Origin of the sequence: Blautia sp. MSK17_66 (assembly GCF_020538025.1) — a bacterium.
Taxonomy (GTDB): domain Bacteria; phylum Bacillota; class Clostridia; order Lachnospirales; family Lachnospiraceae; genus Blautia_A.
In genome coordinates, this window is the sequence record NZ_JAJBNQ010000015.1 from 1 (window position 1) to 22,373 (window position 22,373).

A 22,373-nucleotide genomic window follows, 5' to 3' on the forward strand; every position below is an offset into this window, starting at 1 on the left:
TATGGAGCTGACTGCTACTAATAGGGTGAGGGCTTGACCAACAAGCTTGGTTAAATTGATTCGATTACTTAGTCAACATGTATGTGGTTTTGAAGATACGATATGAAAAACCAGAGCAAAATTTGCTCTGGTTTTTTTATTAAAATTTTCTGTAAACAATGGTTCCCAGAATGACCTGGAAACCATTGTGAAACATTACTTTTATTTGATTTTACGAATATCGATATAATAACTGGCTGCCAGAAGAACAGCAGCTCCTGTCCATGCAGCAATCTCTGCATAAAAAATTCCATTCTGTCCCATAAGTTTTGGGAGAAATAACGCTATACCTACTCGTACAAAAAACTCAACAATACCGCTTATCATAGGAATTATTGTGTTTCCAAGTCCCTGAAGAGCAGATCTGTAAACATAAAGAAAATAAAGAATAAATAAAACACTTGCCATAATCGAAAGATAATGCCATGCAATATTAAGTACCTGTTCCGTCTGTGCTGGATCGCCGGAAATAAAAGCAGTCAGGATACGCTTGCCAAATATAAACATGATTATTGAAATAAAAACAGAAGTAAGAAAAGCAAGTACAGCACTGGCACGAACGCCCCTTTTGATCCGGGTAATTTTTTCGGCTCCAAGATTCTGTCCGACATAAGTCACAATTGCATATCCATAGGAGATAGCAGCCATCTCCAGGATCCCATAAAGCTTATTTGTAGCAGTAAAGCCTGCAACAAAAAGAAAACCATAACCATTAACAACAAACTGTACGACAAGACCACCGACGGAGATGATCACATCCTGAAAAAGAATCGGAGTACCCAGGGTAAGAAGCTTACGGTTGAGTCCAGGTACAGTCTGAAAATCCTCTCTTGTTATATGTACAATATCAATTTTACGGACTGCAAAGAAACAATATATTGCTGAAAAGGCCTGGGCAATAACAGTTGCAAGTGCAGCACCTGCGACGTTCATATGAAATTGTCCGACAAAAATCAGATCCAGAATAATATTGATAATTGCTGCAATTACCATGGCAATCAATGGTGTGCGACTGTTTCCGAGAGAACGAAGGACACTGGCAAAAATATTATAGGCAGCTACAACAGGGATTCCACAGAACACGATCCGCAGATAAAGAAGAGACATTCCTATAATATTATCCGGAGTGTTCAAAAGAGTAAGGATCCAATAAGCTCCTGTCTGACTGATGATAAAAAGAAGTACAGCAGTCATTGCGGTCAGCCTGTAACTATGAGCTACCGTCTGTTTTAGTTTACGCCATTTTTGTGCTCCGTAATCCTGAGCCATAAGAATCGCAAATCCCTGCGTAATGCCGGTAGATACACCAAGAACCATCCACATGATCCATTCTACTGCACCGAGGGCAGCCAAAGCCTGTACACCGGCAATCTGCCCTACAATAACAGTATCTACCATGGTATAAAGCTGCTGACATACATTGCCGAGCATCAGTGGTACTGCAAACAGTAGAATAAGCTTTGATGGAGAGCCGGTGGTCATATCACGAACCTGATCTGACATAAAAAACCTCCAAAATAAAATAATCACTAAAAGTATTTTTACATGAAAAAATACCTCTGTCAAGGTAGAAAAAGTGGATGTAAATAAGATACCAGTTGTTTGAAATCCTCAGGTAATTCTCCGGTCAGTTGGATCTCATTCTGTTCAAATGGCTGTCGGAAGTTTATTTTCCAGGCATGAAGAGCAGTGCGAGTGAATGCAGGCAGTACAGGTGAAGACGTTGTTTCTTTTTTATAATATAAGCTATCGCCCAGAAGTGGATGCCCGAGTGCCTGCATATGGACACGAATCTGATGTGTGCGTCCGCTATCGAGACGGAGAGATATCAATGACCAGTTTACTGTGCTGTAAATCGTACAGTAATGGGTGAGCGCAGGCAGTAGTAAAGAAGCATCTGCCGTACAATTAGCATCAGGATTGAGAACAGCCTGCATTCGCAGCGGATGGTCAGATACTTTTTTTACAGGAAAAGAAATCGTATGCCAGCTATCAGGGGAGTCCTGGGGCAGATAGCCATCCACAACGGCAAGATATTCTTTCTGCAAAATATGTTCTTTACGCTGCACCAAAAGCCGCTGTGCAGCCACCCTGTTTTTGGCAAACAGAACAATGCCCGAGGTCTCCTTGTCGAGCCGTCCGATTGGACGGACACGAACGGAGTCCTTTTTATTCTGGAAATAGGCAGCTACCTGATTGGAAAGGGTATCTGCATAATGTATGCCGGATGGATGAGTAAGTATTCCGGCTGGTTTGCTTACGGCAAGGACATCCTGGTCTTCATACAGAATGTCAAGAGAAGAAAAATCCTCTGAAACAAGCTGGACAAAATCCATTTCGGAAGTTTCCAGGCAGACACGGATCTCGTCACCGGCAAGTACAGGTTCCGTGATGCGGCAGCGGACACCGTTTTTCTGAATGCCATCAGGATAAAATTTGGCACGGCTGATCTGTTTTTTTGTCAGATGTCCCTGAGAACGTAGAAACTGTCCGACGGTAAAAACATCTGAATCCGATGCAACGGTAAGATGAATATATTTTTCCATAAGAAAAGTTCCTTTATCACATAAGTGTGAGATTTGTTTTTTACTCCAGTATTCCCATATTTTCGGGTAGTTTTATGTTTTTATAGGTGTGAAGCAGTTTTTCAAGTGCATAGATCGCAGGAGTCAGAAATTTGTTTTTGTGATAGACAAGCTTGAACTTGCGATTCCATTCTCCATTCTGGTTATAAAAAACACGGATTGTATTATGGTGGATCTCATGTTTCATAAGTCGAAGAGACATGACAGAAAGAACCTGGTCATAAAGCACTGCATTAAGAAGTGTACGGGGACAGTTGGATTCCCAGACTGTCTGGACAGAAATCTGATGTCGGGTGATATATTCCTCAAAGAGCTGTCGAGTTCCGCTTCCCTGCTCACGCATGGCAAAGGATTCTTCGGCAAGATCCTGCACCTGAATATAATTTTTCTGATAAAAAGGATGATCTTTACCTACAGCAAGTACCAGACAGTCATCTATGATCGGGAGAACGCTAAGATCCGAGGAAAGAACCTCACCTTCTACAATTCCCACATCCAGTTCAGAACGAAGAAGCTTTTGTTCAATGTCCTTGGTATTACTCACATAGGAATGAACCCGGACTTCCGGACAGAGTTTTTGAAGCTTCGGAATAAGAAACGGTGTAAGGCAGGTTCCGACCGTGATTGTGGAACCAAGTTTCAAGGTAGAGGACTGCCCCTGGTTTAACATCAGTTCTTCGATCTGCTGAAACTGCCGGATCAGATTTCGTGCCTGTGGAAGCAACAGTCTGCCACGTTCTGTGAGATATAATTTTCTGCCGAGACGTTCAAACAAAAGTCCGTTATAGTGTTTTTCCAGTTCACGGATTGCCTGGCTTATGGTAGGCTGCGATAAATATAAATAAGAAGCAGCGGCGCTCATAGAACCATGGTCAGCTACTGCAACAAAAATAGTCAGATGTCTTATAGTCATTTTGTTTTATTTTGTTTCCTTTTGATATAGATAATACCTATTGTTTCTATAAAATAATATCATTTTTCAAATACATACTCAAGTGGTATATTATGAATGTGAGCCAGCAAAATGAATTTTGACGTAACTGTGAACAATAACATTTTGACTTGTAACTGTGAGGATACTGAACAGTTACGAATAAATAAGAAACAGGATGGGAGATAAGATATGTCAGCATTAACTGTCAGCAAAGAAGATGAAAAAAGAGTAAAAGGAATGGGCTTTTTGAATAACAGAGGAACAGATCTGTTTTCCGCACGTGTACTTACTGTAAATGGCAAGGTAACAGCTGCACAGCATCGCTGTATGGCAGATGCGGCAGAGAAATTTGGAAATGGAAATCTTCTGTATACGACAAGACTTTCTGTGGAGATACAGGGAATTCCTTATGATAAGATTAATGAATTTCAGCAGTTTATTGCAAAAGAAGGTCTGGTGACGGGAGGAACTGGTGCTAAAGTGCGGCCGGTGGTATCCTGCAAGGGAACAACCTGCCAATATGGCCTTCTGGATTCCTATGCACTTTCTGAGGAGATTTATAAGCGCTTTTATGAAGGATACAGAGAGGTTGCACTGCCACATAAATTTAAGATTGCTGTAGGTGGATGTCCGAATAACTGTGTAAAGCCGAATCTGAATGATGTGGGGATTATCGGACAGAGAATTCCGGTGGTTGACACAGATATGTGTAAAGGCTGTAAAAAATGTGCGATAGAGGCGGTATGCCCGAACCATGTGGCAAAAGTTGCAGACGGAAAAATTCAGATTGACGAAGAACAGTGCAGGCATTGTGGACGCTGTATAGGAAAATGTCCTTTCCATACAATTGAAGATGGCACTTATGGATATAAAATCTATATCGGAGGACGCTGGGGCAAAAAAACGGCAAAGGGAAGAGCACTTAACAAAATTTTTACCACAAAAGAAGAAGCTCTCAATGTTATTGAAAAAGCAATTCTATTTTTCAGAGACAATGGTATGAAGGGAGAACGCTTTGCGGAAACGATTGAGAGAATTGGATTTGAAAATGTAGAGAAAGAGTTGATTGAATAAGAAATATCTGCTAGGATAGGGGAAGATAAGTTTTTAGCAAAAACTGAAATAAATGGGAGGCAGTTATGGATATAAAAGAACAGATTCATGAATTATCAGAAGAAATGCTCAATAATCTCGGAAGACTTGTTGCAATTGACTCACAGCTAGGTACTCCGGCAGAGGGAATGCCTTTTGGTGAAGGACCTGCAAAGGCTTTGGAGGAAGGCCTTAAGATTGCTGATGAACTTGGTTTTAAGACCGTAAATCTGGACAATTACTGTGGATATGTAGAGATGGGAGAAGGAGAGGAAATCGTTGGAATTGCCGGACATCTTGATATTGTGCCGGTAGGCGGTGACTGGACATATGATCCTTTTACTCTTACCCGTGATGGAGACCATGTTTATGGACGTGGTACGACAGATGATAAGGGACCGGTCCTGGAGGCACTTTATGCAATGAAACTTCTCCGCGATTCTGGAGTGAAACTGAATAAAAGAGTTCGCCTCATCATGGGCTGCAATGAGGAAACTGGTTCTAAATGTATGGAACATTACAATAAAGTTGCGGAAGAAGTAACCTGTGGATTTACTCCGGATGCAAGTTTTCCGTGTATTCATGGCGAGAAGGGCATGGTAATAATGAAGGCGCATTCAAAGAATACCAGAATTATTTCCATGAATGGCGGATTTGTTTCCAATGCAGTATGTGACACCTGTAATACAGTCATCCCGGCAGAAGAGGGACTGAAGGATAAACTGGAGGCAGTTTTTGCAGAAACCAAACTCCAGGAATATAAAGTGACGGAAGAGAACGGACAGATCAGTATTTATGCAAAGGGAATTCCGGCACATGCAAGTACACCAACGTTGGGAGTTAATGCAGCAGGAGTAATCTGTGAATGTCTTGCAAAAGCCGGATTTGAAGATGATTTTGTGAAATTTTATAATGCACATATAGGTACAGCCTGTGATGGTTCAGGTGTTGGACTTAAATTTGAGGATGAATATGGTGAGCTGACTCTGTGTAATGGAATCGTTAAGACAGAGGATGGACATATTACATGCACGATCGATATCCGTGTTCCGGTTACTCTGAAAGCAGATGAGATCCGTAAGATGTGCGAAGGTCAACTTGAGGATGAGAATGGATGTATTGAACTTCTCGGAATCGGAGATGCACTGTTTTTCCCAAAAGAATCTCCTCTTGTCAATGCACTTTACAAAGCCTATGTGGATGTAACCGGTGACACAGAAAATAAACCAATGGTAATCGGTGGAGGAACCTATGCAAAATCACTTAAGAATATTATTGCATTTGGTCCTGAAATGCCTGGAATCGACTACCGTATCCATGGTGCAGATGAATTTATTCTTGTATCAGGCATGGAACAGGCAGTGCTTGTGTATATAGAAGCAATCAAAAACCTGCTTGCTATCTGACAGCATTAGAATATGATCCCAAATGATACCCGGAGTTTTGCTCCGGGTATTTCGCTTACAAGATTGAGAAAATGGAGATGAGCAGTTATGTTGACACGTGAAGAAGCACTTGAATATGGGATGTCCTTTCAGAATGTATATGAAGACAGACCCTTTCGTGATCCAAACTGGCAGCTGGTGAGAGTGAAGGAAAGCAAAAAAGCATTTCTGTGGATTTATGAGAGAAATGGTTATATTAATCTGAATGTGAAGGTAAGTCCAGAATGGCGCGATTTCTGGCGTGCAGCTTACGATTCCGTCATTGCTGGATACCATCAGAATAAAGAACACTGGAATACGATCATTCTGGATGGAAGCATACCAGATGAAGATATCAGAAGGATGATCGCAGAAAGCTATGATATTATCTCAGACAGCCCGACGAAGCGCATTTATGAAGCAGTCAAAAGGATTCCGAAAGGACATGTGGCAACTTATGGAAAGGTTGCAGAGATGGCCGGTGATGCAAAAATGGCAAGAGCTGTGGGAAATGCTCTTCATAAAAATCCGGATCCGGAGCATATACCCTGTTTTCGTGTCGTAAATGCGAAGGGAGAACTGGCAGGAGAATTTGCTTTTGGGGGAAAGGGTGCACAGGCAAAACTTCTAAAGGCAGATGGCGTGGAAGTGATCGATGGGAAAGTTGATCTGAAAAAATATGGGATCTGAGATAAAAAATAAAGCGTGTAATCCTTATTCAAGGTTTACACGCTTTGTTAAGCAGGGGATGAGAGAATCGAACTCCCACCAAAGGTTTTGGAGACCCCTATCATACCATTTGACCAATCCCCTATATTATTGTAATAATTGCAACTTTATCTGCAACAAAATGAATTATAGCAGATAATATTCTGTTTGTCAAGCGGAGATGGAGGGATTTGAACCCTCGCACCGGTTGCCCGGCCTACCGCATTTCGAGTGCGGACCCTTCAGCCACTTGGGTACATCTCCGGACTCAAAACAAAATGTCCTGACCATGTTCCATTATATAGTCTGAGCAGCGAAAGGTCAATTCTTTTTTGTACAGAAAAAGAATCTTTTATTGACGGAAAAAGAATCCTATAATATGATATAAAGAAAGAAATCCGCAGAGTAGTAATACATCAGGTATTAGCATCTTTGCAGAAATTGCGGAAAGAGGTTTAGATCCATGAACAGAAAAAAAGATGTAATCGTCAGAGCTACAGAAGTTCTGACCCAGAATTATAGAAACGAAGAATTATTTATGCCCCAAAATAACAGGGAGCTTCCAAGCAGGGCAGCAGTAATCGATATGGTCAAGGAACTTCGTTCCATTATTTTTCCAGGATATTTCTGGAATGACTCTGCGGCAAAGATGTTTCCGGAGCATTTTGCGGGATATCGTCTGAATGATCTTTATGACAGACTTAAAGAACAGATAGAAATTGCACTTCTGTATGCGAATCCCCAAATGGAACAGGATGGGGCATCAGAAGAAGCGGATCGTATCTGTGGTGGATTTTTTGAACAGCTTCCTGATGTGCAGCAGCGCCTTTTGAAGGATGTTCAGGCGGGCTTTGATGGAGACCCGGCAGCAAAGAGTAAAGAAGAGATCATTTCTTCTTATCCAGGATTGTTTGCGATTTATGTATATCGTCTGGCACATATTTTATATAAAGAAGAAGTTCCGTATATTCCGAGAATTATGACAGAATATGCACATGGCAAGACTGGCATTGATATTAACCCGGGTGCGACGATCGGAGATTATTTCTTTATCGACCATGGAACCGGTGTTGTCATCGGTGAGACGACAGAGATTGGACGCAATGTGAAGCTTTATCAGGGTGTGACGCTCGGAGCACTTTCCACCAGACAGGGACAGCAGCTTGCAAACATCAAACGTCATCCGACTATTTGTGATAATGTGACAATTTATTCGAATGCTTCTGTACTTGGAGGAGAGACTGTTATTGGTGAGAATACGATCATCGGTGGTAATACATTTATTACAGAATCAATTCCGGCTAATACCAAGGTCAGTGCCAAGAGTCCGGAACTTGTGATCAAGAAGTCCAGAAGTGCTGTTTCCAAAGCAGATGTCTGGGACTGGGAAAATTGAGGATTTATGATATAAAAACAGGAAAAAATATAAAATAAAAAAAATTGAAAAAAGTTAAAAAAACCTGTTGACAAATACTGAGTAATAAGATATACTCAATATCGTTGAAGCGAGCGAAACACAAACGCAACGCAAGCACAGCGATATGCGGGTGTAGTTCAATGGTAGAACACCAGCCTTCCAAGCTGGATACGTGGGTTCGATTCCCATCACCCGCTCTTATGCGATAGTGGCGTAGTTGGTAACGCGCGACCTTGCCAAGGTCGAGACCGCGGGTTCGAGCCCCGTCTATCGCTCTTAAGGACTCTGAGAATTCAGAGCCCTTTTCTTTTTGATCTTCAGCTGACTTTTGTCTGATCTTCAGCTGTCATTCCATAGAAAGAAAACAGATAAAGACCACAGAGTCCTACCAGAGCATAAATGATTCTGGAAATCCAGCTCATGCTTCCAAAAAGGAGGGCCACAAGGTTCAGATTAAAAAATCCGATCAGTCCCCAGTTTAGAGCTCCAATGATAGAAACAGTTAATGCGAAACAGTTCAGAAATTTATTTTCCATAGATGATCATCCTTTCCTTGTTCTTGTGGTTTTAGTATTCCATAAAGTAAAAAAAATATTCGCAGTAGATTTACTGCGAATATTTCATAAAAATTTATTGAACTTTTAAAATCTGAGAAGTAACGGTTCCACCGCCAATAGCATAATTATCGCTCGCCTGAATAGTTACGTCAGATTTATCTTTGAGGGAAAATACCTGACACACATTCACTGTCTGGCCAGGATTTACCTCGGATATGAACTGATCTACAGAAGTATCATCCTCAGCAGGAAGAGTGATTTCCAGTGTCTGTCCATTCTGTATCGCCTGAAGACGAACATCTGTCATAGCACTGGAAGGTGAACTGTTTTTGTTGGTATAATCGTAATAGATCAGGATGCAGGGATTTCCGGCATAATCATTGGTAACACGACAGCTGGTATAATGAATGGCGAATTTGTCAGTAGTCATATCAATAGAACTGTCGGAAGTCGGTGCGGCTGATGAATCAGAAGTTCCGGACTCCGAAAGCGGCTGTGTGATCTCATCCTGCACATTGACAAAGTTAGCAGACATGATCTTAACTGTCTCATCATCCAGAGAGACGATCTTCCATTTGCCGTCAGCCTTGATAAGAGGATAACTGATATCCGTTTCTGTAAACTTATCGGCTACGGAACCTGACTTTTCCTCAAGAAGAGCGGCAAGCTTCTTCTGGGTTTCTTCTGCTGTTGTTGTCTCACCTGAGAATGCGGAAGATGCAATCTGTTGAAAAAATTCAGTGACAGCTTCTTTGTAAATATCGGAACCATCAATATATTTGATATGTGCGGTTACAGTTGCGGTTCCATTCTGGATATTGAATTTCGTCTTACGGATCTCAAAAGTCATCTTCTGATTGATGGCTTTGAAGAAGTTGGTGTAAGCCTCACTTGTGATATCGGCATTGTCCAGGGCAGACATATCATTGCTCTGCAGAAGATTTTTCATACCATCGAAGTTCATCGCCTGAACATTCTCAAGATAGTTTCTGGTTGTGGAGATCGGTTTCTGTCGTTCCATAAAATAGCAGGCCGCTGCACCAGCAACAGCAAGAACGAGTATGATCAGAAAAACGACCAGTCCTGTTTTCTTTTTTTTCTTTCTGGGAACGTTGAGTTCTTCTGCTTCAGAAACAGAAGAGGTATCAACAGTTTCTGGCTTATTTTTATTTTTTCTCATTAGAGCCTCCTTTTTTCTTATTATAGCAGAGGGGAACCTCACTTGACAAGGACAATTACAGGTCATAAAATAACCTTAACATTACAGAGAAAGCAGAGGGGGATTTCTTTTTACGAAGAGGAGGAAGTGCTTATGGTAAAAAAATACGAAGATTTTTTCAGATCGGAGGCAGATGGGCTGGAAATTTCTGCTCTGTGCATCTGTCCGGAACAGAAACCGTACAGAGCAATCATTCAGCTTGTTCATGGAATGTGTGAACATAAGGAACGTTACATACCATTTATGGAATATCTCGCAGAACAGGGATTTGTGACAGTGATCCATGATCACAGAGGACATGGCAAAAGCGTCCGTACCAGAGAGGACCTTGGTTATATGTATGGCAGTGGTGCCAGAGGAATGCTTAAAGACATTGAAAAAGTGAACTGTGATATCCGTAAATATTTTCCGGATCTTCCGCTGATCCTTTTGGGACATAGTATGGGATCGCTGGCTGTGCGGGCCTTTGCAAGTGAGCATGATGACTGCATGGATATGCTGATCGTGTGTGGATCGCCAAGTGAAAACAAGGCAAGGATTCTTGGAGAGATGATTGCTTTGGCAGAGGGAAAGATCCTGGGATATCGTCACAGGAGTCATATCCTGGAAATGCTTTCCTTCGGAGCTTACGTATGGAAATTCAGAAAAGAGGGAAATCCAAATGCCTGGACCTGCTCTGATCCGTCGGTTTATCAGGCATATGCGGATTCGGAATTATGTGGCTTTACTTTTACAGATGATGCCTATCTTGCTTTGTTCGAACTTATGAAAAAAGCATATGATGTACACAAATGGAACTGTAAAAATCCAAGAATGCCGGTTCTTTTTATCAGCGGAGCAGAGGATCCCTGCCTTGGCAATGTGCGTAAATTTGCCAGTGCGGTCCATGCGATGAGACGCGCCGGATATTTGGATGTAAAAGGTAAACTTTATCCGGGAATGCGACATGAGATCCTGAATGAAAAAGAGAAAGAAAAAGTCTGGAGCAATATTGTGACATACATAAAGAAAAAAGGTTTCTGATATCCATGAATAAAAATCTGTTTTTCTGAAACCCTAAAAATAAAAACGGAGATATGATGTGAGGAAAAAACAGGTTTTTATTTTATGTCTGTTGATGCTCTGTCTGGCCATGGAGGGCTGTGGCAGGGAAAGACAACGAGAAGAGGAAGAAGTGTTTGTGAGGAATACAGATACAAACTCTCTTTTTATTTATCTTGACTAAATGGGTATGGTATTGATATAATGTGTTTTGTGAATATTTACCAGATTTGGAGGAGATAAAATGAGAGCAAGCGGCATTTTAATGGGTATATCCAGTATACCGTCAAAATACGGAATCGGGTGTTTTTCGAAGGAAGCCTATGAATTTGTAGATCAGTTGGAGAAAGCAGGACAGCAGTATTGGCAGATACTTCCGTTGGGACCTACTGGATATGGAGATTCTCCTTATCAGTCAGTTTCTACCTTTGCGGGAAATCCTTATTTTATCAGTCTTGAGGATCTGATCGAAGAGAAACTTCTGACCAGAGAGGAATGTGAGTCCTGTGACTGGGGTGGAAGCGAATCTTATGTAGATTATGAAAAGATGTATATGTCAAGGTATAAACTTCTTCGTAAGGCATATGAGAGATCGGATTTTTTGAAGGATAAGGATTATGAGATTTTCCTTAAGGAAGAGAAGAACTGGCTGACAGATTATTGTTTATTCATGGCAATCAAGAATTCCCAGAAGGGAATCTGCTGGATCGACTGGCCGGATGAACTCAAAGACCGTCATTCTAAAGCGGTCAAAGAAGCAGAGAAAGAACTTGAAACAGAGATTAATTTTTATCGTTTTCAGCAGTACTGCTTTACCACTCAGTGGAGAAAGCTTAAGAAATATGCAAACAAAAAGGGCATCAGCATAATTGGTGATGTGCCGATCTATGTAGCGTTAGACAGCTCTGATGCATGGGCGAATCCTGAGATGCTGCAGTTTGATAAGGATCATAATCCGAAATCAGTAGCCGGATGTCCGCCGGATGCATTTTCCGCGACAGGTCAGCTCTGGGGAAATCCACTGTATGATTGGAAGAAATTAAAAGCCTCAGGATATGACTGGTGGGTTCAGCGAATGAAACATTGCCTGGAATTATATGATGTTGTCAGAATCGATCATTTTCGTGGGTTTGATGAATATTATGCGATTCCATATGGAGAAAAAACAGCCCGGAAGGGTGAATGGGAAAAAGGCCCAGGAATGGATCTGTTTAATACACTGAATAAGAAACTTGAGAATCTGCATGTGATCGCAGAGGATCTGGGATTTTTGACAGAAAGTGTTCTGGAAATGCTCAAAGAAAGCGGATATCCGGGAATGAAGGTATTGCAGTTTGCGTTTGATGGAAGTGAAGACAGTGCATATCTTCCGTATAAATATGAACATAACTGCGTGGTCTATACCGGAACCCATGACAATGAGACAACTAAGGGATGGCTGGAAGGCCTTCAGGGACATGACAGAGATTTTGTAAGAGAGTATATTAACTGCTATGAAGCCCCGGTAAATGACTGTGTATGGGGACTGATCCGTATTGCACTTGCAAGTGTGGCAGATCTGGCAGTGATCCCGATCCAGGATTATCTGTGCCTGGGCAATGAAGCACGTATGAATGCCCCGGCAACTCTGGGTGACAACTGGAAGTGGAGACTGACCAGAGGACAGATTTCAGACATGACTCTGTACCATATGAGAGAAGTTACGAGAATCTATGGCCGTCTTTACAGAGAGCCGGTTGCTGAAGAACCGGAAGAAGAGACAGAAATAGAAGAGACAGAAATAGAAGAGCAGATCGATAAGAGTAGTAACTGTAAGACAGGCGAGAGGAGATTATAATGGAAGAAAATAATAAACAACAGCCGGAACAGGATATGCAGGAATCTGTGAATGAGGAAACAAAGGAACAGGGAACTCCGCTTCGCAGTTCCATCATTATGCTTCTGGCAGGAGTTTATCTTTTGTATACAGGGTATAAGCTGTGTCAGGATGTACTGAATGGTACGAACGGCAGCAGTTGGGGATTCTTTGCGGCAGGAGTTGGTTTCCTGATCGTCGGAGTTGTGATGCTGGTTGTTGGATGCAGAGATCTTATAAAGAGAGAGAAGGCAAAACAGGCAGCAGAGGCTGCAAAACCGGAACAGAAGCCGGAAGAAGTACCTGAGCAGAAGAAAACTATGAGTATTGCAGAAAGAGCTCATCTGGCAGATGGACTTGATGAAGAGAATACGGAAGAAAATTCTGAGGAAACTGCAGAAAGCACAGTGTTCGATAAAGAATCTGATCATGAAGATCAGGAATAAACAAATCCGTTACATAAAAAAGAAATGCCGCAGATTTCAATATCTGCGGCGTTTTTTACGCGTGGTTACTTTTTTAACTTTCCTTCTTTTGGGGGCATCAGGATTATGTAATGTTGACCAGCAGAACAACTGGACAAGTATGATTCCGATAAAAGCTCCGCTGCTGTCGATGCAGACGTCGCGAACGGAAGGACCGCGCCCTGCAACAAAGGACTGATGGTATTCATCCAGCCCTGCGAATCCGACACAGATAATTCCGGCGAGCAGAAACAGCCAGAATCCTCTCACACGATAGACATAAAGCGGAAAAGAAACTGCAATAGCCAGAAGGAAATATTCTGTCATATGAGCGGCTTTTCGTACATAAAAATGGATCTGATCGGCTTCATAGTACAATTCGTCGTAACTTTTTTCCTGGTGTAAAACCTCACTTTTGATCTCAACGATCTTGTAACTGATCTTATAGCTTAATTCCCCGGACACCTCCCCGGTCTGGGCTGAAAATGAAAAGATCAGATACATCATAAGAAGCGCCGGCAAAAAAGATAAGGGTTTCAGTAATGTAATCAATATTTTCATGGCATTAATATAGCATGGGCGTTTTGAAATGTAAAGCAAAATGGTGACAAGGACTTGAGGGATATGCTATACTGGTTATCAGAATGGCGAAGAAAACACAAGATGCTGTCAGACAGTGCGAGAATTTTGGCGGCATGAAGGGAGAAGAGCAAATGAGTTTAGCAGATGTTACATTTATCAATATGTGCAGGGATGTGATAGAGAATGGAACCAGCACAGAAGGCGAGAAGGTTCGCCCGGTATGGGAGGATGGAACTCCGGCATATACGATCAAGAGATTTGGCGTTGTCAACCGTTATGATCTGCGCAAAGAATTTCCGGCATTGACACTACGCAAAACGGCTCTCAAGAGTGCTATGGATGAAATCCTCTGGATCTGGCAGAAAAAATCCAACAATATCCATGATCTTCACAGTCATATATGGGACAGCTGGGCAGATGAGAATGGATCGATCGGTAAGGCTTATGGTTATCAGATGCAGGTGAAGCATCAGTACAGAGAAGGAATGATGGATCAGGTGGATCGAGTGCTGTATGATCTTAAGAATAATCCATACAGTCGTCGTATCATGACAAATATTTATGTACATCAGGATCTTCATGAGATGAATCTTTATCCGTGTGCTTATTCCATGACATTTAATGTGACGAAGGAACCAGGAAAGGATAAGCTGACCCTGAATGCAGTTCTGAATCAGCGTTCACAGGATATTCTGGCAGCAAATAACTGGAATGTATGTCAGTATTCCATTCTTTTGATGATGTTTGCACAGGCCTGCGATATGGAAGCCGGTGAACTGGTTCATGTGATCGCGGATTGTCATATTTATGACCGTCATGTACCGGTTATCAAAGAACTGATCAGTCGTACACCATATCCGGCACCGATTGTCAGACTGAATCCGGAGATTAAGAATTTCTATGATTTTACAACGGACGATCTGATCGTAGAAAATTATCAGACCTGGCCTCAGATCAAAAATATTCCGATCGCGATCTGATTTTTCGGAGAAAGCTGATCTGGAAGTATACTATATAAATAAAGAAGGGAACTCAGATATGAATATTATTGTAGCAGCAGATAAGAACTGGGCAATTGGCAAGGACAACAAGCTTCTGGTAAGCATCCCGGCTGACATGAAGATGTTTCGTCAGGAAACAACCGGCAAAGTCGTTGTTATGGGGCGTAAGACTCTGGAAAGCTTTCCAAACGGGCTTCCGCTTAAGAACAGAACAAATATTGTTCTTACCGGAAACAAAGATTACAAGGTAAAGGATGCAGTTATCGTTCATACGATAGAAGAACTTCTGGAAGAAATCAAAAAATACCCGGCTGAACAGGTATACTGTATCGGTGGTGACAGTGTTTATAAACAGCTTCTTCCATATTGTGATACTGCACATGTGACCAAGATTGATTTTGGCTATGAGGCAGACAGCTATTTCCCGAATCTTGATGAGATGCCGGATTGGAAGGTGACTGCAGAGAGCGAGGAGCAGACGTATTTTGATCTGGAATACACATTTGTGAAGTATGAGAGAGTTAAATAACTTAAAGCTGCTGTGAACGGAGCAAACAGTAACAATAAAACAAGGTGTGGAGCTGATTCCACACCTTGTATGCTATGATAAAAATTATTCGATAACTTTGATCCATCCTTCAGGAGCTTCGATGCGTCCCATCTGGATACCGGTCAGAGTTTCGTACAGTTTTTTGGTTGTCGGTCCCATTTCTTCCATTCCGCTTGGGAAACAGATTTCTTTGCCATGGTCAACGATCTTGCCTACAGGGGAGATAACTGCAGCAGTTCCGCAGAGTCCGCATTCTGCAAAATCTTTGACTTCATCCAGGTATACCTCACGTTCTTCAACCTTGAGTCCCAGATAATGTTCTGCAACGTAGATCAGAGAACGACGGGTGATGGATGGAAGAATGCTGCTGGACTTTGGAGTTACAACAGTGCCGTCTTTGGTCACGAAGATGAAGTTGGCACCACCGGTCTCTTCAACCTTTGTTCTGGTTGCAGAGTCAAGGTACATATTTTCATCATATCCCTGGCGATGTGCATCCATGATCGCATGGAGACTCATTGCATAATTAAGGCCGGCTTTGATGTGTCCTGTTCCATGCGGTGCGGCACGGTCGAAATCTGTGACACGGATAGTGATTGGTTTTGCACCGCCTTTAAAGTATGGTCCTACCGGTGTGGTAAGGATACGGAACTGATATTCGTCAGCAGGTTTTACGCCGATTACAGGGTTGCTTCCAAACATATACGGACGTACATACAGGGTAGCTCCTGATCCGTATGGCGGTACATAAGCTTCGTTTGCCTTGATGGTTTTGACAACAGCATCCACAAAACGATCCTCAGGGAATACCGGCATTTCCAGTCTCTTTGCGGAGTTTGCAAGACGTTCTGCGTTGAGATCCGGGCGGAAAGTAACGATATGTCCGTCCTCGGTTGTGTAAGCCTTCATACCTTCGAATACAGTCTGTGCATACTGAAATACGCAGGCACATTCATTCAGTACTACGTTAGGGTCTGTAGTCAGTTCACCCTCATCCCATTTGCCGTCTTTGAATTTAGAAACAAAACGATAATCTGTTGGGATATAACCGAAACCAATGTTGCCCCAGTCAATGTTCTTTTTTTCCATAATATATATTCCTCCATTCGTATGGCTGTCTTTTCCATACATTTTAGCACTTTATTGTGGTGACTTCAATGAAAACTTGTATTTTATAGGCCAGTTCGTTATAATATGAAGCAGAGAAGGAGCACTCGCTTACAGGGCGGCTCTGTTTTTTTGGAAATCCTGGTAATAACAAAAGGGATGGACAGTTGTAGATCAGGTGTATAAGAAAGTCGATACTATAAAATGGAGGGAAACTTATGTACAGGGATCATACCAAAGTAGTACAGATCGGAAACAGAAAGATTGGAGGAGGCAATCCGGTTCTTATCCAGTCTATGACAAACACAAAGACAGAAGATGTGGAGGCAACAGTAAAGCAGATTCTTGAGCTGGAGGCAGCAGGCTGCGAGATCATTCGCTGTGCGGTGCCTACAATGGAGGCCGCACAGGCACTGAAGGAAATCAAGAAACAGATTCATATTCCACTGGTAGCAGATATTCATTTTGATTATCGACTGGCGATCGCTGCGATGGAGAATGGCGCGGACAAGATTCGTATCAATCCGGGAAATATTGGAAGCAGGGAAAGGATCCAGGCGGTGGTCGATGTGGCCAGGGAACGTAATATTCCGATCCGTGTCGGTGTCAACAGTGGCTCCCTTGAGAAAGAACTTGTTGAGAAATATCATGGAGTTACTGCAGAAGGACTTGTGGAGAGTGCGCTGGATAAGGTTCGTATTATAGAAGAGATGGGATATGATAATCTTGTCATCAGTATTAAATCCTCAGATGTTATGATGTGTGCGAGAGCACATGAGCTGATCGCCAGTAAAACAGATCATCCGCTGCATGTAGGAATCACAGAGGCGGGAACCCTGTATTCAGGAAATATTAAATCAGCAGTTGGTCTTGGTATTATTCTGTATCAGGGGATTGGTGACACGATTCGTGTTTCCCTTACAGGAGCACCGCTTGAAGAGATCAAATCAGCAAAAAGAATCCTCAAGACTCTGGGACTGCGTAAAGGCGGCATTGAAGTTGTGTCCTGTCCGACCTGCGGACGTACCCGTATTGATCTGATCGGTCTTGCAAATAAGGTAGAGGCAATGGTGCAGGATATTCCGTTGGATATCAAGGTTGCGGTTATGGGCTGTGTGGTCAATGGACCGGGAGAAGCAAAGGAAGCAGACATCGGAATTGCCGGTGGAGTTGGAGTAGGACTTCTGATCAAAAAAGGAGAGATCGTTAAGAAAGTACCGGAGGATGAGCTTTTGGATACGCTGAGAAACGAATTGCTTCACTGGGAGGCATAAGAAAGAGGCATCAGACATGGAAAAAGAATTCTTTGACGTGTTCCCGGTTCTGAAGCTGAAAGATCAGCTGAAGGAATGGCTGGAAATGGTCACAGTTTCCAAGGTAACCTGCAATCACGCAAAGACCAGATTGTGGGTCTATATCCAGAGCGAGCGGTGGATCCATAAGAAATTTATTTTTGCACTGGAAGATCAGATTGAACGGCAGTGTTTTCCGGGAATAGAAATGCAGGTAACAGTGATCGAGAGATTTCATCTGTCGAAACAGTATTCTCCGGCGAATTTTCTTGAGGTTTACCGTGCCAGTATGGAACTGGAACTAAAAAATTATAATATGCTGGAATACAATCTTTTTAAGCGTGCGCAGATCAGCTTTCCATCAGAAGAGGAAATGAACCTGCTTCTTCCCGATTCTGTGATCGCCCGTGAAAAAAGTGAGATTCTGGTGGAATATCTTCATAAGGTGTTCTGCGAACGCTGCGGAATGAATCTTAAGATCCAGCTGGATTTTCAGGAAATGCAGGAGAGCAAATATCGTAAGAATGCGGCACTTCAGATCCGGCAGGAGGTTGCGAATGTCCTGAAGCATGCAAAACTGACACCGGAGACTGCTGAATCTTCAAAAGATACAGCAGGAGAGGCTGCACAGGGAAAATCCGATGTTTCCGGAATCAAAGACAAAGACAGTAAAAAATCCGGACAGGAGCAGAAAACCAAATCTTTTGAGAAGAAAAAGGGACAGCAGAACGATTATCGAGGAGGCTTCCGTAAGGACAGCAATCCGGATGTCGTATACGGAAGAGACTTTGAGGGAGAAACGATTCCATTGGAGTCGATCACCGGTGAGATGGGAGAGGTTATGATCCGCTGTCGCATCGAGGAGGTAGAGGCACGAGAGATTCGTAATGAAAAGACAATTCTGATTCTTACAGTGACCGATTTTACGGACTCCATTGTGATCAAGATGTTCCTTCGGAATGAGCAGGTCCCGGAAGTGACGGAAACTGTCAAAAAAGGAGCTTTCCTGAAATTTAAGGGAGTTACTACGATCGACCGTTTTGACAGTGAACTGACCATAGGATCAATCTCAGGAATCAAGAAGATTGCCGATTTCAGAAGCATGAGAATGGACACAAGCCCACAGAAGAGAGTGGAACTTCATTGTCACACCAAGATGAGCGATATGGACGGTGTTACCACTGCGAAGGATCTGGTAAAACGTGCCTATGAATGGGGACATAAGGCGATTGCAATCACAGACCATGGTGTGGTACAGGCATTCCCGGAAGCAAATCACTGCTTTGATGCATGGGGAGGTATCGTACCGAAAGATTCAGACTTTAAAGTCCTTTACGGTATGGAAGCCTATCTTGTGGATGACCTCAAAGGGATTGTCACCAACAGCCAGGGACAGTCGATGGATGGGAGCTTTGTCGTATTTGATATAGAAACAACAGGTTTTTCTCCGCTGACCTGCGAAATTATTGAGATTGGTGCAGTACGTGTCGAAAAGGGTGTGATCACGGATCGTTTTTCAACCTTTGTTAATCCGAAAGTTCCAATCCCGTACAGGATAGAACAGCTGACAAGCATCAACGATTCCATGGTCATGGATGCACCGGATATTAAGACCGTTCTGCCACAGTTCCTAAAGTTCTGTGAAGGCGCTGTTATGGTTGCTCACAATGCCGATTTTGACATGAGTTTTATCATTGAAAACTGCAAAAGACAGGGACTGCCCGAGGAATATACCTATGTAGATACTGTCGGAATGGCAAGATTTCTTCTTCCGGCACTGAACCGTTTTAAACTGGATACGGTTGCGAAAGCGGTAGGGGTTTCGCTGGATCATCACCACAGAGCGGTGGACGATGCGGCATGTACGGCAGAAATTTTTGTCCGTTTTGTGGAGATGCTGAGGGAGCGGGACATTTCAGATGTGGATACACTGAATAAACAGGGAAATGTTTCTGTCAATACGATCAAGAAGCTTCCTACGTACCATGCAATCATCCTTGCAAGAAATGAGACTGGAAGAATTAATCTGTACAAGCTGGTCAGCCAGTCACATCTGAAATATTACAGGAGAAGACCGAGAGTTCCAAAGAGTCTTTTTCTGGAGCACAGAGAGGGACTTCTGATAGGAAGTGCCTGCGAGGCCGGGGAGCTTTACCAGGCATTGCTTCGAAATGCACCGGAAGCGGAAATCGCCAGACTGGTCAATTTTTATGATTATCTGGAAATCCAGCCGCTTGGAAATAATGCATTTATGCTTGCAGATGAAAAAAACGACCGCGTAAATTCCAATGAGGATCTGATCGAGCTGAATAAGAAAATCGTCAAACTTGGAGATCAGTTCCGAAAGCCGGTTGTTGCGACCTGTGACGTGCATTTTATGGATCCGGAGGATGAGATTTACCGCCGTATCATCATGGCAGGGAATGGATTTTCGGATGCAGACAACCAGGCTCCTCTTTATCTTCGAACGACAGAGGAGATGCTGGAAGAATTTTCCTATCTGGGCAGTGAGAAGGCAGAGGAAGTTGTTATTACAAATACCAATAAGATTGCAGATATGATAGAGAAAATTTCTCCGATCCATCCGGATAAATATCCGCCTGTTATTGAAAACTCAGATCAGGACCTCAAAGACATCTGTTTTAACAAGGCACATGAAATGTATGGAGAAAATCTTCCGGCGATCGTGGAGGAGAGGCTGAACAGAGAACTGAACTCTATTATTTCCAACGGTTATGCCGTTATGTATATCATCGCACAGAAACTGGTGTGGAAATCCAATGAAGATGGTTATCTGGTAGGCTCCCGTGGTTCGGTAGGATCTTCTCTGGCTGCAACAATGTCCGGTATCACGGAAGTTAATCCGCTGCCGCCGCATTATCTGTGTCCGGAGTGCAAATACAGTGATTTTGATTCGCCGGAGGTGAAGAAGTTTGGCGGTATGGCGGGATGCGATATGCCGGATAAGATCTGTCCGAAGTGCGGCGCCAGGATGAACAAAGAGGGATTTGATATTCCGTTTGAAACCTTCCTTGGATTCAAAGGTGATAAGGAGCCGGATATCGACCTGAACTTTTCGGGAGAATATCAGGCAAATGCACATCGCTATACAGAGGTTATCTTTGGAAAGGGACAGACATTTAAAGCAGGGACGATCGGTACGCTGGCAGAGAAGACTGCGTTCGGTTATGTGAAGAATTATTATGAAGAACGAGGTCAGCACAAGCGTTATTGTGAGATCAACCGAATTGTGAAAGGCTGTACGGGAATTCGAAGAACGACCGGTCAGCATCCGGGAGGAATCATTGTTCTTCCGGTGGGTGAGGAGATTGAGAAATTCACACCGGTACAGCATCCGGCAAACGATGAAAACAGTGATATCATCACAACACATTTTGATTACCATTCCATTGACGGAAACCTTCTGAAACTTGATATTCTCGGACACGATGATCCGACAATGATCCGTATGCTGGAGGATCTTACAGGCTTAAGTGCCCGTGATGTACCTCTTGACAGCAAGGAAGTTATGTCACTTTTTGCTGGTACGGATGCATTGGGGATCAAGCCGGAGAATATCGGAGGATGTAAACTGGGATGTCTTGGAATTCCTGAATTCGGTACGGATTTTGCCATGCAGATGCTTATTGATACAAAGCCGCAGTATTTCTCGGATCTTGTCCGAATCGCAGGTCTGTCCCATGGTACGGACGTGTGGCTCGGCAACGCACAGACACTGATCGAAGAAGGTAAGGCAACGATTTCTACAGCAATCTGTACGCGAGATGATATTATGATCTATCTTATCAGCATGGGAGTGGAGAGCAGTCTTGCATTTACCATTATGGAGAGTGTCCGTAAGGGAAAGGGACTTCGTGATGAATGGGAAGCTACTATGAGGGAACACAAGGTTCCTGAGTGGTACATCTGGTCCTGTAAAAAGATCAAGTATATGTTTCCAAAGGCACATGCGGCGGCCTATGTTATGATGGCATGGAGGATCGCCTGGTTTAAGGTATTTAAGCCACTGGCATATTATGCCGCATTTTTCAGTATCCGTGCGACGGCTTTTTCTTATGAGACCATGTGCATGGGCAGGGAACGTCTGGATTATTACCTCGCAGAGATCCGCAAGAAAGGTGATGAGGCTTCCAAAAAGGAACAGGACTCGATCCGTGACATGAGAATTGTACAGGAGATGTATGCAAGAGGAATTGAATTTCTCCCTATTGACCTTTATAAAGCAAAAGCAAATCGTTTTCAGATCATTGACGGCAAACTGATGCCGGCACTGAACTGTATTGACGGAATGGGAGATAAGGCGGCTGAAGCGGTTGTGGATGCTGCAAAAAATGGGAAATTTTTGTCGAAAGATGATTTTCGTGACAGAACCAAAGTAAGTAAGACGGTGATCGATCTGATGGATGATCTGGGGATTTTTGGAGATATTCCGCAGTCCAATCAGTTTTCGCTGTTTGACAGTGCACTTATTTAAAAGGAGAAGAG

General features: G+C 42.9%; 19 protein-coding genes and 4 tRNA genes. 14 read left to right on the forward strand and 9 right to left on the reverse strand.

The features are described from left to right. Positions 1-201: 201 nt before the first annotated feature. The 3 genes from LIR34_RS09200 to LIR34_RS09210 are packed head-to-tail and all read right to left on the reverse strand — an operon-like array spanning position 202 to position 3,537. On the reverse strand, positions 202-1,563 hold the full coding sequence (locus tag LIR34_RS09200) for an MATE family efflux transporter (protein ID WP_334297687.1): 1,362 nt from the start codon (positions 1,561-1,563) through the stop codon (positions 202-204). 38 nt (positions 1,564-1,601) lie between these two features. Next, a complete protein-coding gene (locus LIR34_RS09205; protein ID WP_173902586.1) occupies positions 1,602-2,585 on the reverse strand; it encodes an RluA family pseudouridine synthase in 984 nt (327 codons plus the stop codon). Positions 2,586-2,625: 40 nt separating this feature from the next. After that, positions 2,626-3,537: a LysR family transcriptional regulator gene (locus tag LIR34_RS09210; RefSeq protein ID WP_161285257.1), complete on the reverse strand. Its 912-nt coding sequence runs from the start codon at positions 3,535-3,537 to the stop codon at positions 2,626-2,628. A 210-nt stretch (positions 3,538-3,747) separates the two neighbouring features. Between LIR34_RS09210 and LIR34_RS09215 the strand changes: the two genes are divergently transcribed. From LIR34_RS09215 to LIR34_RS09225, 3 genes are all read left to right on the forward strand, one after another. Then, a complete protein-coding gene (locus LIR34_RS09215; RefSeq protein WP_161285256.1) occupies positions 3,748-4,632 on the forward strand; it encodes a 4Fe-4S dicluster domain-containing protein in 885 nt (294 codons plus the stop codon). Between the two features lie 65 nt (positions 4,633-4,697). Continuing rightward, the gene (locus LIR34_RS09220) at positions 4,698-6,056 is read left to right on the forward strand and encodes a M20 family metallopeptidase (RefSeq protein WP_173902587.1); all 1,359 of its coding nucleotides are present in this window, start codon (positions 4,698-4,700) and stop codon (positions 6,054-6,056) included. 87 nt (positions 6,057-6,143) lie between these two features. After that, positions 6,144-6,764, forward strand: coding sequence for a methylated-DNA--[protein]-cysteine S-methyltransferase (locus LIR34_RS09225; RefSeq protein WP_161285254.1), 621 nt, complete (start codon positions 6,144-6,146; stop codon positions 6,762-6,764). A gap of 52 nt (positions 6,765-6,816) precedes the next feature. Here LIR34_RS09225 and LIR34_RS09230 read toward each other — a convergent pair. Both LIR34_RS09230 and LIR34_RS09235 read right to left on the reverse strand, forming a co-directional pair. Beyond that, positions 6,817-6,887: transfer RNA gene (locus tag LIR34_RS09230), tRNA-Trp, on the reverse strand. Positions 6,888-6,958: 71 nt separating this feature from the next. Continuing rightward, a tRNA-Ser gene (locus LIR34_RS09235) sits at positions 6,959-7,046 on the reverse strand. 199 nt (positions 7,047-7,245) lie between these two features. Here LIR34_RS09235 and LIR34_RS09240 point away from each other — a divergent pair. From LIR34_RS09240 to LIR34_RS09250, 3 genes are all read left to right on the forward strand, one after another. Then, positions 7,246-8,178 (forward strand): serine O-acetyltransferase, encoded by a 933-nt coding sequence (locus LIR34_RS09240; protein WP_161285253.1) that lies wholly within the window; start codon positions 7,246-7,248, stop codon positions 8,176-8,178. Between the two features lie 147 nt (positions 8,179-8,325). Then, positions 8,326-8,396, forward strand: a tRNA-Gly gene (locus LIR34_RS09245). Positions 8,397-8,401: 5 nt separating this feature from the next. After that, positions 8,402-8,474 (forward strand) — tRNA-Gly (locus LIR34_RS09250). A gap of 42 nt (positions 8,475-8,516) precedes the next feature. Here LIR34_RS09250 and LIR34_RS09255 read toward each other — a convergent pair. Together LIR34_RS09255 and LIR34_RS09260 are read right to left on the reverse strand one after the other, a co-directional pair. Beyond that, on the reverse strand, positions 8,517-8,735 hold the full coding sequence (locus LIR34_RS09255; RefSeq protein WP_161285252.1) for a DUF378 domain-containing protein: 219 nt from the start codon (positions 8,733-8,735) through the stop codon (positions 8,517-8,519). A gap of 94 nt (positions 8,736-8,829) precedes the next feature. Further along, entirely contained in the window at positions 8,830-9,936 is a 1,107-nt protein-coding gene (locus tag LIR34_RS09260; RefSeq protein WP_173902588.1) for a DUF5067 domain-containing protein, read from the reverse strand. 132 nt (positions 9,937-10,068) lie between these two features. Here LIR34_RS09260 and LIR34_RS09265 point away from each other — a divergent pair, with 132 nt between their 5' ends. The 4 genes from LIR34_RS09265 to LIR34_RS09280 are packed head-to-tail and all read left to right on the forward strand — an operon-like array spanning position 10,069 to position 13,317. Further along, entirely contained in the window at positions 10,069-10,998 is a 930-nt protein-coding gene (locus tag LIR34_RS09265; RefSeq protein WP_173902589.1) for an alpha/beta fold hydrolase, read from the forward strand. A 58-nt stretch (positions 10,999-11,056) separates the two neighbouring features. Next, positions 11,057-11,200, forward strand: a complete 144-nt coding sequence (locus tag LIR34_RS09270; protein WP_173902590.1) for a hypothetical protein — start codon at positions 11,057-11,059, stop codon at positions 11,198-11,200. Positions 11,201-11,260: 60 nt separating this feature from the next. Further along, positions 11,261-12,853: a 4-alpha-glucanotransferase gene (malQ, locus tag LIR34_RS09275; protein ID WP_161285248.1), complete on the forward strand. Its 1,593-nt coding sequence runs from the start codon at positions 11,261-11,263 to the stop codon at positions 12,851-12,853. Next, positions 12,853-13,317: a hypothetical protein gene (locus LIR34_RS09280; RefSeq protein WP_173902591.1), complete on the forward strand. Its 465-nt coding sequence runs from the start codon at positions 12,853-12,855 to the stop codon at positions 13,315-13,317. The genes malQ and LIR34_RS09280 overlap by 1 nt, the downstream gene beginning before the upstream one ends. A gap of 36 nt (positions 13,318-13,353) precedes the next feature. On the opposite strand, the gene LIR34_RS09285 is transcribed toward LIR34_RS09280, so the two are convergent. Next, entirely contained in the window at positions 13,354-13,896 is a 543-nt protein-coding gene (locus tag LIR34_RS09285) for a VanZ family protein (protein ID WP_173902592.1), read from the reverse strand. Between the two features lie 152 nt (positions 13,897-14,048). On the opposite strand from LIR34_RS09285, the gene thyA reads away from it, so the two are divergent. After that, positions 14,049-14,897, forward strand: coding sequence for a thymidylate synthase (gene thyA / locus LIR34_RS09290; RefSeq protein ID WP_173902630.1), 849 nt, complete (start codon positions 14,049-14,051; stop codon positions 14,895-14,897). A gap of 58 nt (positions 14,898-14,955) precedes the next feature. After that, complete coding sequence (locus LIR34_RS09295; RefSeq protein WP_173902593.1) at positions 14,956-15,447, forward strand: dihydrofolate reductase; 492 nt, start codon at positions 14,956-14,958, stop codon at positions 15,445-15,447. Between the two features lie 84 nt (positions 15,448-15,531). Here the strand turns inward: LIR34_RS09295 and LIR34_RS09300 are convergent, their stop codons facing one another. After that, positions 15,532-16,557: a branched-chain amino acid aminotransferase gene (locus tag LIR34_RS09300; protein ID WP_161285243.1), complete on the reverse strand. Its 1,026-nt coding sequence runs from the start codon at positions 16,555-16,557 to the stop codon at positions 15,532-15,534. A gap of 236 nt (positions 16,558-16,793) precedes the next feature. On the opposite strand from LIR34_RS09300, the gene ispG reads away from it, so the two are divergent. Both ispG and LIR34_RS09310 read left to right on the forward strand, forming a co-directional pair. Further along, the gene (ispG, locus tag LIR34_RS09305; protein ID WP_161285242.1) at positions 16,794-17,849 is read left to right on the forward strand and encodes a flavodoxin-dependent (E)-4-hydroxy-3-methylbut-2-enyl-diphosphate synthase; all 1,056 of its coding nucleotides are present in this window, start codon (positions 16,794-16,796) and stop codon (positions 17,847-17,849) included. Positions 17,850-17,865: 16 nt separating this feature from the next. After that, entirely contained in the window at positions 17,866-22,362 is a 4,497-nt protein-coding gene (locus LIR34_RS09310) for a PolC-type DNA polymerase III (RefSeq protein ID WP_173902594.1), read from the forward strand. Positions 22,363-22,373 lie beyond the last annotated feature (11 nt).

Bases quoted from the DNA above. Each gene is read 5' to 3' on its own strand.
- LIR34_RS09210 (WP_161285257.1), bottom strand. From the start codon at position 3,537: ATGACTATAAGACATCTGACTATTTTTGTTGCAGTAGCTGACCATGGT.
- LIR34_RS09215 (WP_161285256.1), top strand. From the start codon at position 3,748: ATGTCAGCATTAACTGTCAGCAAAGAAGATGAAAAAAGAGTAAAAGGA.
- LIR34_RS09255 (WP_161285252.1), bottom strand. From the start codon at position 8,735: ATGGAAAATAAATTTCTGAACTGTTTCGCATTAACTGTTTCTATCATT.
- malQ (WP_161285248.1), top strand. From the start codon at position 11,261: ATGAGAGCAAGCGGCATTTTAATGGGTATATCCAGTATACCGTCAAAA.
- LIR34_RS09225 (WP_161285254.1), top strand. From the start codon at position 6,144: ATGTTGACACGTGAAGAAGCACTTGAATATGGGATGTCCTTTCAGAAT.
- LIR34_RS09295 (WP_173902593.1), top strand. From the start codon at position 14,956: ATGAATATTATTGTAGCAGCAGATAAGAACTGGGCAATTGGCAAGGAC.
- thyA (WP_173902630.1), top strand. From the start codon at position 14,049: ATGAGTTTAGCAGATGTTACATTTATCAATATGTGCAGGGATGTGATA.
- LIR34_RS09220 (WP_173902587.1), top strand. From the start codon at position 4,698: ATGGATATAAAAGAACAGATTCATGAATTATCAGAAGAAATGCTCAAT.
- LIR34_RS09205 (WP_173902586.1), bottom strand. From the start codon at position 2,585: ATGGAAAAATATATTCATCTTACCGTTGCATCGGATTCAGATGTTTTT.
- LIR34_RS09265 (WP_173902589.1), top strand. From the start codon at position 10,069: ATGGTAAAAAAATACGAAGATTTTTTCAGATCGGAGGCAGATGGGCTG.
- LIR34_RS09260 (WP_173902588.1), bottom strand. From the start codon at position 9,936: ATGAGAAAAAATAAAAATAAGCCAGAAACTGTTGATACCTCTTCTGTT.
- LIR34_RS09280 (WP_173902591.1), top strand. From the start codon at position 12,853: ATGGAAGAAAATAATAAACAACAGCCGGAACAGGATATGCAGGAATCT.
- LIR34_RS09240 (WP_161285253.1), top strand. From the start codon at position 7,246: ATGAACAGAAAAAAAGATGTAATCGTCAGAGCTACAGAAGTTCTGACC.
- ispG (WP_161285242.1), top strand. From the start codon at position 16,794: ATGTACAGGGATCATACCAAAGTAGTACAGATCGGAAACAGAAAGATT.
- LIR34_RS09300 (WP_161285243.1), bottom strand. From the start codon at position 16,557: ATGGAAAAAAAGAACATTGACTGGGGCAACATTGGTTTCGGTTATATC.
- LIR34_RS09310 (WP_173902594.1), top strand. From the start codon at position 17,866: ATGGAAAAAGAATTCTTTGACGTGTTCCCGGTTCTGAAGCTGAAAGAT.
- LIR34_RS09285 (WP_173902592.1), bottom strand. From the start codon at position 13,896: ATGAAAATATTGATTACATTACTGAAACCCTTATCTTTTTTGCCGGCG.